Raw genomic sequence first — 12,621 nt, forward strand, 5'->3', positions numbered from 1 at the left:
CGATGACCTCTGCGAGCGAATTGCGATCCGGCAAGGGAGACCGCGACGAGAATTTTCCCGTCGCGTCCTGGATCATTCATCCGCGTCATCGCGCCCTGATCCTGGCGTATTACAATTTCGTCCGCACCGCCGACGACATCGCCGACCACGCGACGCTGCCGCCCGACCAGAAGCTGGCCTATCTCGACCTGCTCGAGGCGGAGCTGCTCGGCAAGGGCGACACCCAGGCAGAGGCCGTCAGCTTGCGCCGTGCGCTCGCCGAGCGCGGCATGGCGCCGCGCCATGCGCTCGACGTGCTGATCGCGTTCCGCATGGACGTGACCAAGCTGCGCTATGAGACCTGGGACGAGGTCATTCACTATTGCCGCTATTCGGCGATGCCGGTCGGCCGCTTCATGCTCGACGTCCATGGCGAGAGCACCTCGACCTGGGCGGCATCGGATGCGCTCTGCGCGGGCCTGCAGATCACCAATCATTTGCAGGATTGCGGCAAGGATTTCCGCGAGCTCAACCGCGTCTATCTGCCGCGCGATGCGCTGGCAGCACATGGCGCCTCGGTCGAGCAGCTCGGGCTTTCGCAGTCGCCGCCGGCGATGCTGGCCTGCCTGCAGGCGCTCGCCGCGCGCAACGAAGCGCTGCTCGACGAGGGCAGGTCGCTGGCTGCGGAGATCCGGGATTTCCGTCTCGGCATCGACGTCGCGGTGATCCAGGCCTATGCCGACCGCATCGTGCGCCTCTTGAAGGTGCGCGATCCGTTGCGCGAGCGGGTGCATCTGAACAAGTTCGAGCTGCTCGTCTTCAGCCTTGCCGGAATGCTCGGTGAGGGAGGCCGCCGCGCGATGGGACGCAAGGCCATTTCCAGACCGGGGACCGCACATGACGCTTGAGGCGACAGCGCCCGGCGCCAATTATGGCTCGACCGCATCCGGCAGCTCCTTCTACGCCGCGATGCGCATCCTGCCGCGCGACCAGCGCGAAGCGATGTTCCAGATCTACAGCTTCTGCCGCCAGGTCGACGACATCGCCGATTCTCATGGCCCGCGCGAAGAGCGGCTCGCCGCGCTGCAGGAATGGCGCAACGACATCGACGCGCTCTACCAGGGCAATCCGCCGCCGCGGCTGAAGGACTACGTCGCCTCGGTGAAGACCTTCGGCCTCAAGCGCGAGGATTTCCTGGCGATCGTCGACGGCATGGAGATGGACGTGCCGCAGGACATCCGCGCGCCCGACATGGCGACGCTGGATCTGTACTGCGATCGCGTCGCCAGCGCCGTGGGACGGCTGTCGGTGCGGGTGTTCGGCCTGCCCGAAGACGACGGCATCCAGCTCGCCTATCATCTGGGCCGCGCGCTTCAGCTCACCAACATCCTGCGCGACATCGACGAGGACGCGGGTCTCGGCCGGCTCTATCTGCCGCGCGAGGCGCTGCTTCATGCCGGCATCACCTCCGACGATCCGAACCGCGTGATCGCCGAGCGCGCGCTGCCGAAGGTCTGCCTGCCGCTGACGCAGCGTGCGAAAGCGCATTTCGAGAAGTCGGACGAGATCATGAACCGCAACAAGCGCCGCACCGTGCGCGCGCCGCGGATCATGTCGAAATACTATCATTCCATTCTGGATCTCCTGATTGCGCGCGGTTTCAATGCGCCGCGCCAGCCGGTGCGTGTGTCAAAGATCACACGCATCCTGATCCTGCTCCGCTACGCTTTCATCTGATGCAAAAGACAGCTCACATCATCGGTGCTGGAATTTCCGGCCTCTCCGCCGCCGTGCGGCTCGCCAATGCCGGCTTCAAGGTCGCCGTGCACGAGGCCACGCAGCAGGTCGGCGGCCGCTGCCGTTCCTATTTCGACGGCGCCACCAACCTCACCATCGACAACGGCAATCATCTGCTGCTGTCGGGCAACAGCCACGCCCGCGCCTATGCGCGCGCGATCGGCACCGAGGCCGGCCTCGTCGGCCCGGAGAGCGCGCAGTTTCCGTTCGTCGACCTCAAGACCGGGCAGCGCTGGCAGATCGATCTCGGGACCGGCCGGCTGCCGACCTGGGTGCTCGACGAGGGCCGTCGCGTTCCCGACACGGGTCTCACCGATTATCTGAAGCTGGCGCCGCTGATCTGGGCGTCGGAAGAGACGCTGGTCGGCAAGTCCATTCCGACCGAAGGCATCCTCTATCAGCGCCTGGTGCAGCCGCTGCTGCTGGCAGCGCTCAACGTCGATCCGCCCGAGGGCTCGGCCGGGCTCGCCGGCGCGATCGTGCGCGAGACGCTGCTTGCGGGCGGGCAGGCCTGCCGTCCGCTGATCGCGCGCGACGGCCTCAGCGCCGTGCTGATCGAGCCCGCTGTGAAGTTTCTGCAGGATCGTGGACACACCGTTCAGCTCGGCCATGAGCTGCGTTCGTTTGCGAGCGGCGACGGCAAGGCCAGTGCGCTGCATTTTGGCGGCGAGGACGTCATCCAGCTCGCTGAGGGCGATGTCGTCGTGATGGCGGTGCCGCCGCGCGCCGCCGCCGGCCTGCTGCCGGGGCTGAAGACGCCGACCGAATTCCGCGCCATCGTGAACGCGCATTTCCGCATCACGCCGCCGGCGGGCTCGGCGCCGATCCTCGGCGTGATCGGCGGCGTCGTGGAATGGCTGTTCGCGTTTCCGAACCGGTTGTCCGTCACCATCAGCAATGGCGATCGTCTGGTCGACATGCCGCGCGAGGAACTCGCGCAGAGCATCTGGAACGACGTCTGCAAGGCGGGCGGGGTGTCGGGTGAGCTGCCTCCGTGGCAAATCGTGCGCGAGCGCCGTGCCACATTTGCGGCGACGCCGGCGCAGAATGCCCTGCGCCCGGGGCCGGTCACAGCGCTGAAAAACCTGTTCCTTGCGGGGGATTGGACTGCTACGGGATTGCCTGCAACCATCGAGGGATCAGTCCGGTCCGGTGATCGCGCCGCCGATCTGGTTCTGGCCGCCAAAGGGTAGGCGGCCCTGACGGGCAAATGTCCCGGCCTATTTCAATCGACTATCGGAGCAATCGAGCGACATGGATTCCGTGACCGCGACCAGCCGCGAAGCTTTGGAATCGAGCATTGCATCGGCGACGCAGGGCGTCCTCGACGTCCAGCAATCCGACGGCCATTGGGTGTTCGAGCTCGAGGCCGACTGCACGATTCCCGCCGAATACGTCCTGTTGCGCCACTATCTCGCCGAGCCCGTCGATGTCGCGCTCGAAGCCAAGATCGCCAGTTACCTGCGCCGCATCCAGGGCGCTCATGGCGGCTGGCCGCTGGTGCATGACGGCGAGTTCGACATGAGCGCCAGCGTGAAGGCCTATTTCGCGCTGAAGATGATCGGCGATTCCGTGGACGCGCCGCACATGGTGCGTGCGCGCGAGGCGATCCATGCCCGCGGCGGGGCGATCAACAGCAACGTCTTCACCCGCTTCCTGCTTGCGATGTACGGCGTGGTGACCTGGCGCGCGGTGCCGGTGCTGCCGATCGAGATCGTGCTGCTGCCGTTCTGGTCGCCGTTCCACCTCAACAAGATCTCCTACTGGGCGCGCACGACCATGGTGCCGCTCATGGTGCTCGCGGCGCTGAAGCCGCGCGCGAAGAACCCGAAGGGCGTCGGCATCGACGAACTGTTCCTGCAGGATCCGCGCTCGATCGGCATGACCGCCAAGGCGCCGCACCAGAGCATGGCCTGGTTCGTGCTGTTCCGCGCGCTCGACGGCATCCTGCGCGTCGTCGAGCCGATGTTTCCGAAGAGCCTGCGCAAGCGCGCCATCGATGCCGCGCTCGCCTTCACCGAGGAGCGGCTCAACGGCGAGGACGGCATGGGCGCGATCTATCCGCCCATGGCCAACATCGTCATGATGTACGACGCGCTCGGCAAGGACGAGAATTTCCCGCCGCGCGCGATCACGCGCCGCGGCATCGACAAGCTGCTGGTGATCCACGACGACGAGGCCTATTGCCAGCCCTGCGTCTCGCCGGTCTGGGACACGACGCTGACCGCGCACGCATTGCTCGAGGCTGGCGGCGACAAGGCGGTGCCCGCGGCCAAGCAGGGCCTCGACTGGCTGATCCCGCGGCAGGAGCTCGAGGTGAAGGGCGACTGGGCGGTGAAGCGGCCCGACGTGCGCCCGGGCGGCTGGGCCTTCCAGTACAACAACGCGCATTACCCCGACCTCGACGACACCGCGGTGGTGGTGATGTCGATGGACCGCATGCGACGGGAGCACGGCGCCACCGGCTATGACGCCGCCATCGCGCGCGGCCGGGAGTGGATCGAGGGCATGCAGAGCGACGACGGCGGCTGGGCTGCCTTCGACGTCAACAACCTCGAATACTACCTCAACAACATCCCGTTCTCGGACCACGGCGCGTTGCTCGATCCGCCGACCGAGGACGTCACGGCGCGCTGCATCTCGATGCTGGCCCAGCTCGGCGAGACCGCGAAGACCAGCAAGCACGTGGCCGACGGGGTCGCCTACCTCCGGAAGACCCAGCACCCCGAGGGGTCCTGGTACGGCCGCTGGGGCATGAATTTCATTTATGGAACCTGGTCGGTGCTCTGTGCCCTCAACGTGGCCGGCGTCGACCACGGGGATCCCATGATTCGCAAGGCCGCCGACTGGCTGGCCTCGATCCAGAACGAGGACGGCGGCTGGGGCGAGGATGCCGTGAGCTACCGGCTGGACTACCGGGGCTGGGAAGCCGCCCCCTCGACCGCCTCGCAAACGGCATGGGCCTTGCTTGCCCTGATGGCGGCAGGCGAGGTTGATCACCCGGCCGTCGCCCGCGGGGTGGAGTACCTGATTGCAACACAGAACGAAAAAGGACTGTGGGACGAGCAGCGGTACACCGCCACAGGCTTCCCCCGCGTGTTCTATCTACGTTATCATGGTTACCCAAAGTTCTTTCCGCTGTGGGCGTTGGCGCGGTATCGGAACTTGCGGAACACCAACAGCAGGGTGGTAGGGGTCGGAATGTGACTTTGGGGACGGGGGACTATTTAACCGCGGGTCAGGCCATCGACCCGCGGCCGATATTGATCGTGACCGGACTGGTGCAGGAGGCCCGCATCGCAGCCGGGCCAGGAATGGCGGTCATCTGCTCGTCCAGCAGCCCGACGCAATTGCGGGCGCTGCTGACGGTGGTCGATCCTGAGACGATTCGCGGCGTGATCTCGTTCGGCGTGGCCGGCGGGCTCGACCCGACTCTGCGTTCCGGCGACGTCGTGCTGGCGACCGAGGTGCTCTCCGGCGACACCCGCTGGGCCGCGGGCCTCTCGCTCGGTGACGATCTGATCGACCGCCTGACCTCGGGACGCCGCCGCGTGGTGCGCGGCAGCCTCGCCGGTGCCGAGGAAGTGGTCACCAAGCGCGCCTGCAAGGCCGCGCTGCATTCTGAGACGGGCGCTGCCGCCGTCGACATGGAAAGCCACATCGCCGCCGCCTACGCCACGGAAGCCGGGCTGCCCTTCGCCGCGGTCCGCGTCATCAGCGATCCCGCCCACCGCGCGCTGCCGGCGCTCGCCCGTGCCGCGATCAAGCCGAACGGCCAGATCGATCTCGCCGCCGTGCTGCGCGGCATCGTCCGCAATCCGGCGACGCTGCATGCCCTGGTCTCGACCGGCATCGACTTCAACCGCGCGCTGCGATCCTTGCGCGGCTGCCGCGATTATCTGATCGGGACCGAGCTGATCGAGAGCGAGGCAATGGTGTCGAAGGCGGCCTGAGCGGGACGTCGATCCCTAGAATAAGGAAAGGCCCGGTCGCGCGACCGGGCCTTTTTGTTTGGTGTCCTGATCCGGATGTAACTCGCTGACAGTACTGGACTGGTGCCAGCGAGAGCCGTCGGCAAAACACCGCAAACCCCGTCAACCCCTCCGTACAAAAATATTCCACTTTCCCGAATTTCGGATTTGTAGCATAGAGCGTTCATCCCGGCCCTGCCAGAGGGGCGCTTCGCGATCGGCACGAGATGCGGGTTGGGGTGCGGTGGACGCGGTAGCGCCGGCGCGACAGGCGATGACAGGGACGGGCGACCGTTGAGGCATGCGCGACGCGCTACGACACGGCGCGGTCACAGCGGTTTCGGTCGCCGTCGGAGGTGAGCACACGCGAGCTCCCGGCGATCAGGTCGAAACCGTCCGCGGACGGAGAAGTCGTGTGGTCCCGACGCCCGCGGTTCTGGCGTCAAACCTCGCGGTGATGTGGCGGTCGACCGGCACGTGCATCGATCAGCTGCGAGGTGACGGGGGCAATAGTGCAACGCTCCCCGAGGAGAGCACGAAGGACACCGCGAAAACCATCCGCGCAGGGAAGGCCGGGCGACCGGCAACACCTGTGATCCATCCCGTGTGCATTTTCATTGCGCACGGACCGCGGGTGCCGCCGGCGCCCGGCCTTCCCTGCGTCCTCTGGTCTTTCGAGGGCGAACGAACAGCAAAACTCGGGCGAAAGAAGCCGCGGGAATGCGAAGGCGTGTCTGCACGTTGAGTTGAGTTGCGAGCTGGAGGACACCGGCGATTCAACTTGCTCCGTCATTGCGAGGAGCCCTTGCGACGAAGCAATCCAGACTGCTGCCGCGGAGACAGTCTGGATTGCTTCGCTGCGCTCGCAATGACGCTGGGTTGGCCAGCGTGCCTCCGAGCCCCACGACACTTGCTCGAAACAAAAAGCCCGGTCGCAATCGCGGCCGGGCCTTTGTCGTGAGAGTTGATGGCGTCCGCTTACGCCGCGGTCGAAGCCTTCTGCGCGGCCTTCGCCTGCGCGGCTTCGGCCTCGTCCTTGCGGATCTCCGACAGGCGCTTCTGCACTTCGGCCGAGAAGATGTATTGCGCCGGGCGCTGCTTGGACATGTCGATCTCCGGCGCCATCGGGCCCGAGGTCTTGATGCCGCGCAGCGACACCCACATCGCCTTCAGCGGGTTGTTGAGCGCGGCAGTCGCAGCCGTCGGCTCGTAGCCGCAATGGGCCATACAGTCGGCGCACTTCTCGTACTTGCCGGTGCCGTAGGTTTCCCAGTCGGTGGTGTCCATCAGCTCCTTGAAGGTTTTTGCGTAGCCTTCACCGAGCAGGTAGCAGGGCTTCTGCCAGCCGAAGATGTTGCGCGCGGGCATGCCCCAGGGCGTGCACTCGTATTCCTGGTTGCCGGCGAGGAAGTCCAGGAACAGGCCGGAATGCATGAAGTTCCACTTCTTGCCCTTGCCCATCGCGAAGACGTCGCGGAACAGCTTCTTGGTCTTGGTGCGGTTGAGGAAGTGCTCCTGGTCCGGCGCACGCTCATAGGCATAGCCCGGCGACATCGAGACGCCGACGCCGAGCTCGACGGTAAGGTCCAGGAACTTTGCGATCTCCTCGGCCGGATGGCCGTCGAAGATGGTGGCGTTGACGTTGACGGTGAAGCCGCGCGCCTTGGCCGCCTTGATCGCGGACACGGCGCGGTCGAACACGCCCTTCTGCGACACCGCCTTGTCGTGATGGTCCTTCAGGCCGTCCAGATGCACCGAGAAGAACAGGTACGGGGAGGGCTCGAACAGGTCGAGCTTCTTCTCGAGCAGCAGCGCGTTGGTGCAGAGCGAGACGAACTTCTTGCGCGCGACGAGGCCACGCACGATCTCGCCGATCTCCTTGTGGATCAGCGGCTCGCCGCCGGGAATCGCCACCATCGGCGCGCCGCACTCGTCGGCCGCGTCCCAGCACTCCTGCGCGGTCATGCGGCGGTTGAGGATCGCATCCGGATAGTCGATCTTGCCGCAGCCGACGCAGGCGAGGTTGCAGCGAAACAGCGGCTCCAGCATCAGCACGAGCGGGTAGCGCTTGCGGCCAAGCAGTTTCTGCTTGAGCAAATAGCCGCCGATACGCATTTCCTTGAAGAAGGGGATTGCCATTACAAGTTTCTTTCTGGGCTTTTCAATTCGGGTGGGTCAGCTCGCAGCCAGTTGGGCCGGAAGCCGGAATTCGATGTTTTCCTCGCGGCCCGGCAACACCTGGATCTTCACCGGTCCGATCCGCCGCATCGCTTCGATCACGTCATCCACGAGTACCTCAGGCGCCGAAGCGCCGGCCGTGATGCCGACGGTCCTGGCATTTTTCAACCACTCCGGATTGAGCTCGCTGCCGTCGGCAATCAAATAACTCGCGACGCCGGCCTCGGTGCCGATTTCGCGAAGCCGGTTCGAATTCGAGCTGTTGGCAGCGCCCACCACCAAGATCACGTCGACCAGCTTGCTCAAGTCCCTTACCGCAGATTGGCGGTTCTGTGTCGCATAGCAGATATCCCGGATATCCGGACCTTGAATGTCTGTAAAGCGGGCCTGGAGGGCCGCGATGATGTCCTTGGTGTCGTCGACCGACAGGGTGGTCTGGGTGATGTAGGCCACTGGCGTATCCGCCGGCAGGGTGAGCGCCTTAACCTCTTGAACGCTTTGAACAAGCAGCACGGGGGCGGGAACCTGGCCCATCGTGCCCTCGACCTCGGGGTGGCCGGCATGGCCGATCAGGATCAGCGTGCGGCCCCTGGTGATGTAGCGCTTCCCCTGATTGTGAACTTTCGTGACCAGGGGGCAGGTGGCATTGAGCACCGGAAGGTCGCGCGCGGTGGCCTCTTCCTCGACGCTCCGGGCGACGCCATGGGCGCTGAAGACCGTCACCGATCCTGGCGGAACCTCGGACAGTTCCTCCACGAAGATGGCGCCTTTGTTCTTCAGGCTCTCGACAACGTATTTGTTGTGCACGATCTCGTGGCGCACGTAGACGGGCGGGCCGTACTTCTCCAGCGCCCGTTCCACGATCTCGATTGCACGCACCACGCCCGCGCAGAAGCCACGCGGTTGCGCCAGATAAACTTCCATAGGACGCCCATCACGCAAGTTGCACCAATCCGCTTTCCGCAAGTCCCCGGCGGCACCCCGATACTGACCAATGAGTTGCAATATCCGCACCATTGGTTCGCGCACGCGGTAGCCACCCACCCCCGTTGGGGCTCCGGCGCATGGAGGCGCAATACTTTGTGTCAAAAAATCGGCAGCAAGGAAAGGTCGAATGAAACTCTGGGATACCCAGCCACCCGCTTGAAGGTATTATAGTATAGATTTCATCTCAGGCAAAATGGCGACATTTGCGCTCACACTTGGCCACTTTCCCGCCTCAACTCGCCGGCTATACCGGGGCCGCCCCGCATGATTTTGCCCGGTCTCGCGCCGTTTACTTCGAACCTTGTTGCGGCGAGAACCACCCAAAACAGCAATAGGTTTCGCCCGGGAACTCCGATAAACAGCGGGCGTTTCCGGCAAGCTGTTAACCGCAGAAAGAAAAGAAGTGCTGCAAAGCGTAGTCGTTGCCATCGTCAGGGCCTGCACCCGGCTTGCCTCCCTCGTCGTCGTCCTCGGGCTCCTGCTGGCGGTGGGTGCGGGCTATTACGCGTCCCAGCACTTCGCCATCAACACCGACATCAATTCGCTGATTTCTCAGAACCTCGATTGGCGCAAGCGTGACCAGCAATTCGACAAGGCGTTCGATCAGAATGAATTAATCCTGGCTGTTGTCGAAGCCCAAACGCCGGAGATGGCGAGCGCTGCGGCAGACGCGCTCTATGCCAAGCTGAAGGGCGACAAGACCAACTTCCAGTCGATGCAGCAGCTCGGCAGCGGCGAGTTCTTCGAGAAGAACGGCCTGCTGTTCCTGCCGACGGAAGAGGTCGGCAAGATCACCAGCCAGTTCGAATCCGCCGCGCCCCTGATCGAGATCATGGCCGGCGATCCCTCGATCCGCGGCCTGACCGGCGCGCTGGAGACCGGACTTGCGGGCGTCAAGCGCGGGCAGGTCAAGCTCGACAACACCGAGCGGCCCTTCAACCTGATCGCGCAGACGGTCGAGACCCTGCTCAACAAGGGCAATGCGAGCTTCTCCTGGCGCGAGCTCGTCAGCGACGAGCCGCTGAAGGATTCCGACAGGCGCGCTTTCATCGAGTTCAAGCCGATCCTCGACTACAACGCGCTGGAGCCCGGCAAGGACGCTACCGACGCGATCCGCATGGCCGCAACGGATCTGGATTTTTCGACCAAGTACCAGGCCCGCGTGCGGCTGACCGGCCCGATTCCGATCGCCAACGAGGAATACGCCACCGTGCAGGAAGGCGCCGTCGTCAACGGCGTCGGCACCGTTCTCGTCGTGCTGGTCATCCTGTGGCTGGCGCTGCACTCGTCGAAGATCATCTTCGCAGTGTTCATCAATCTCTTCGTCGGCCTTGCGATCACGACCGCGGCCGGACTGATGATGGTCGGATCGTTCAATCTGCTGTCGATCGCGTTCGCGGTGCTGTTCGTCGGCCTCGGCGTCGATTTCGGCATCCAGTACAGCGTCCGCTACCGCTCGGAGCGCTACAAGCACAACGACCTTTCGGGCGCGCTGGTGCTGGCGGCCAAGCGCTCGGCGGTGCCGCTGTCGCTCGCTGCGATGGCGACGGCCGCCGGTTTCCTCTGCTTCATGCCGACCGACTACAAGGGCATCGCGGAGCTCGGCCAGATCGCCGGCGTCGGCATGCTGGTGGCGTTCCTCTCGTCGATCACCGTGCTGCCGGCCATGCTGAAGCTGCTGAACCCGCCCGGCGAGAAGGAGCCGGTCGGCTATGCCTTTCTGGCGCCGCTCGACAATTTCCTGGAGAAGCACCGCGTGCTGGTCGTCGGCGGCACGCTGTTGCTGGCGCTCGCCGGCCTGCCGCTGCTCTATTTCATGAAGTTCGACTTCAACCCGATGAACTTGCGTAACCCGCGTGCCGAATCGATCGCGACCTTCCTCGATCTGCGCAAGGACCCCAACACCGGCGCCAACGCCATCAACGTGATGGCGACGTCCGAGGAGCAGGCAAGGCAGATAGAGGCGAAGCTGGAGAAGGTGCCCGAAGTGCTGCGGGTGATGTCGCTCAACAGCTTCGTGCCGCCGGACCAGCCGCCGAAGCTGAAGCTGCTCGCGCAGGGCGCCAAGGTGCTGAACCCCGCGCTCAACCCCGATCAGATCGATGCGGCGCCGTCCGACCAGGAGAACGTCGAGGCCCTGAAATCCTCGGTCGACAATCTCCGCCGAACCGCGGGCGACGCGAAAGGCCCGGGCGCGGTCGCCTCGCGGCGTCTCGCCGACGCGCTCGAAAAGCTCGCCAATGGCGACGAGGCGACACGCAACAAGGCGCAGGATGTGTTCGTCGCGCCGCTGAAGGTCGTGTTCGACCAGCTCAGGAACGCGATGCAGGCGGGGCCCGTCACCCTGAACTCGCTGCCGCCCGACCTCGCGAGTGCCTGGAAGAGCAAGGACGGCATCATCCGCGTCGAGGCGCTGCCCAAGGGTGATCCCAACGACAACGACACGCTGCGCAAATTTGCGGCGGCGGTGCTCGTTGCCGAGCCGACCGCGATCGGCGGGCCGGTCTCGATCCTGAAATCCGGCGACACCGTGGTGCGGGCGTTCATCCACGCCGGCATCTATGCGCTGCTGGTGATCAGCCTCTTGCTGTGGATCACGCTGCGCCGGTTCGTCGACGTGCTGATGACCCTGGTGCCGCTCCTGGTTGCAGGCGCGGTGACGCTCGAGATCTGCGTGTTGATCGGCCTGCCGCTCAACTTCGCCAACATCGTCGCGTTCCCGCTGCTGCTCGGTGTCGGCGTCGCCTTCAAGATCTATTATGTCGTGGCCTGGCGCTCAGGCAGGACAAACCTGCTCCAGACCAGCCTGACACGCGCGATCTTCTTCAGCGCTCTGACGACCGCGACGGCGTTCGGCAGCCTGTGGCTGTCGAGCCATCCCGGCACGTCCAGCATGGGCAAGCTGCTGGCGCTCTCGCTGGTGACGACGCTCGCAGCCGTGTTGCTGTTCCAGCCGGCCCTAATGGGCAAACCCCGCAATCTCAGGGAGTAGGCAGATGTCGCCGACCGGATCGGCGGCGCCCTTCTGAGCGGGTTTGGCGGCGCCGGCCGCCTTCGGGGCTGCGGGAGCAGGCGCGGGCGCGGCGGCAACCGTCGTGCCTGCGGCTTTCGGCGCCGCGCCGGCGGGCTTCGGCCCGCCCTTGGCCATGGCGTTGGCGGGGCTCAAGGGGATCGGCGGGCCGACCCGGGTCCAGGTCTCGCCGCCGCAGAGGAAGCCCATCACGCAGCCCTTGATTTCAAGCTGGTCGGTGCTGACAGGCGTGATGGTCGCGCTGTAGATCTGGCCGTCCTGGGCGTTGTAGACCTGTCCCTCCCACTGATCGGCGCCCGCCTTCTTCTTCATGTCGATCAGCGTCACCATGCCGAGCGTCGGCCTGTTCTTTTTCGAGACATCCGGATTGTTCTCGTCGCGCCCGCCGGGCTTCTTTTCCCAGGCAACGGCGCCCCACATGCTGCCATTGCATTGGGCGACGCGGATGTTGGCGACGCCGTCAGCGACCCGCCAGTCGCCGGTCGGGTCGGCGGCGAGCGCCGGGGTCAGGCAGGTGTAACCGCCAGCCAGTATTAGTCCGGTGTAAAGGGCTAAACGCATGATAGTTCCTCGGCAGTGCAACATGGTTTAAAGCTGTGCTTGCGAAGATGGTCCGAAAAAGGGCAAAAGGCCGCACAGACCGTTTTCAGTCACGGTCCCTTTTCAGTTGACGAGACG

The 12,621-nt window shown here is 65.0% G+C and carries 9 protein-coding genes; 6 read left to right on the forward strand and 3 right to left on the reverse strand.

All coding sequences use genetic code 11. The features are described 5' to 3' along the window. The first annotated feature begins 2 nt into the window (after nt 1-2). The 5 genes from hpnC to XH83_RS11420 all read left to right on the forward strand — a co-directional run bounded on the left by hpnC (nt 3) and on the right by XH83_RS11420 (nt 5,729). A complete protein-coding gene (hpnC, locus tag XH83_RS11400; RefSeq protein ID WP_194407085.1) occupies nt 3-887 on the forward strand; it encodes a squalene synthase HpnC in 885 nt (294 codons plus the stop codon). Continuing rightward, the gene (gene hpnD / locus XH83_RS11405; protein ID WP_194407086.1) at nt 877-1,716 is read left to right on the forward strand and encodes a presqualene diphosphate synthase HpnD; all 840 of its coding nucleotides are present in this window, start codon (nt 877-879) and stop codon (nt 1,714-1,716) included. Before hpnC ends, hpnD begins: the two co-directional genes overlap by 11 nt. Continuing rightward, nucleotides 1,716-2,969, forward strand: coding sequence for a hydroxysqualene dehydroxylase HpnE (gene hpnE, locus XH83_RS11410; protein WP_194407087.1), 1,254 nt, complete (start codon nt 1,716-1,718; stop codon nt 2,967-2,969). The genes hpnD and hpnE overlap by 1 nt, the downstream gene beginning before the upstream one ends. 61 nt (nt 2,970-3,030) lie before the next feature. After that, the gene (shc, locus tag XH83_RS11415) at nt 3,031-4,983 is read left to right on the forward strand and encodes a squalene--hopene cyclase (protein WP_194407088.1); all 1,953 of its coding nucleotides are present in this window, start codon (nt 3,031-3,033) and stop codon (nt 4,981-4,983) included. Further along, complete coding sequence (locus tag XH83_RS11420) at nt 4,980-5,729, forward strand: phosphorylase (protein WP_194407089.1); 750 nt, start codon at nt 4,980-4,982, stop codon at nt 5,727-5,729. The genes shc and XH83_RS11420 overlap by 4 nt, the downstream gene beginning before the upstream one ends. A 996-nt stretch (nt 5,730-6,725) precedes the next feature. Here XH83_RS11420 and hpnH read toward each other — a convergent pair. Next, a complete protein-coding gene (hpnH, locus tag XH83_RS11425) occupies nt 6,726-7,886 on the reverse strand; it encodes an adenosyl-hopene transferase HpnH (protein WP_194407090.1) in 1,161 nt (386 codons plus the stop codon). Between the two features lie 36 nt (nt 7,887-7,922). Beyond that, nucleotides 7,923-8,849, reverse strand: a complete 927-nt coding sequence (gene ispH, locus XH83_RS11430) for a 4-hydroxy-3-methylbut-2-enyl diphosphate reductase (RefSeq protein WP_194407091.1) — start codon at nt 8,847-8,849, stop codon at nt 7,923-7,925. A gap of 466 nt (nt 8,850-9,315) precedes the next feature. On the opposite strand from ispH, the gene XH83_RS11435 reads away from it, so the two are divergent. Then, on the forward strand, nt 9,316-11,904 hold the full coding sequence (locus XH83_RS11435; RefSeq protein ID WP_194407092.1) for an MMPL family transporter: 2,589 nt from the start codon (nt 9,316-9,318) through the stop codon (nt 11,902-11,904). Here the strand turns inward: XH83_RS11435 and XH83_RS11440 are convergent. After that, on the reverse strand, nt 11,872-12,504 hold the full coding sequence (locus XH83_RS11440) for a DUF2147 domain-containing protein (protein WP_194407093.1): 633 nt from the start codon (nt 12,502-12,504) through the stop codon (nt 11,872-11,874). The genes XH83_RS11435 and XH83_RS11440 overlap by 33 nt on opposite strands. Nucleotides 12,505-12,621 lie beyond the last annotated feature (117 nt).

It is taken from the genome of Bradyrhizobium sp. CCBAU 53351, from assembly GCF_015291745.1.
Taxonomy (GTDB): domain Bacteria; phylum Pseudomonadota; class Alphaproteobacteria; order Rhizobiales; family Xanthobacteraceae; genus Bradyrhizobium.

Excerpts from the sequence above, each read along its gene's own strand:
- hpnC (WP_194407085.1), top strand. The coding sequence starts at position 3 with ATGACCTCTGCGAGCGAATTGCGATCCGGCAAGGGAGACCGCGACGAG.
- hpnD (WP_194407086.1), top strand. The coding sequence starts at position 877 with ATGACGCTTGAGGCGACAGCGCCCGGCGCCAATTATGGCTCGACCGCA.
- hpnE (WP_194407087.1), top strand. The coding sequence starts at position 1,716 with ATGCAAAAGACAGCTCACATCATCGGTGCTGGAATTTCCGGCCTCTCC.
- shc (WP_194407088.1), top strand. The coding sequence starts at position 3,031 with ATGGATTCCGTGACCGCGACCAGCCGCGAAGCTTTGGAATCGAGCATT.
- hpnH (WP_194407090.1), bottom strand. The coding sequence starts at position 7,886 with ATGGCAATCCCCTTCTTCAAGGAAATGCGTATCGGCGGCTATTTGCTC.
- ispH (WP_194407091.1), bottom strand. The coding sequence starts at position 8,849 with ATGGAAGTTTATCTGGCGCAACCGCGTGGCTTCTGCGCGGGCGTGGTG.
- XH83_RS11440 (WP_194407093.1), bottom strand. The coding sequence starts at position 12,504 with ATGCGTTTAGCCCTTTACACCGGACTAATACTGGCTGGCGGTTACACC.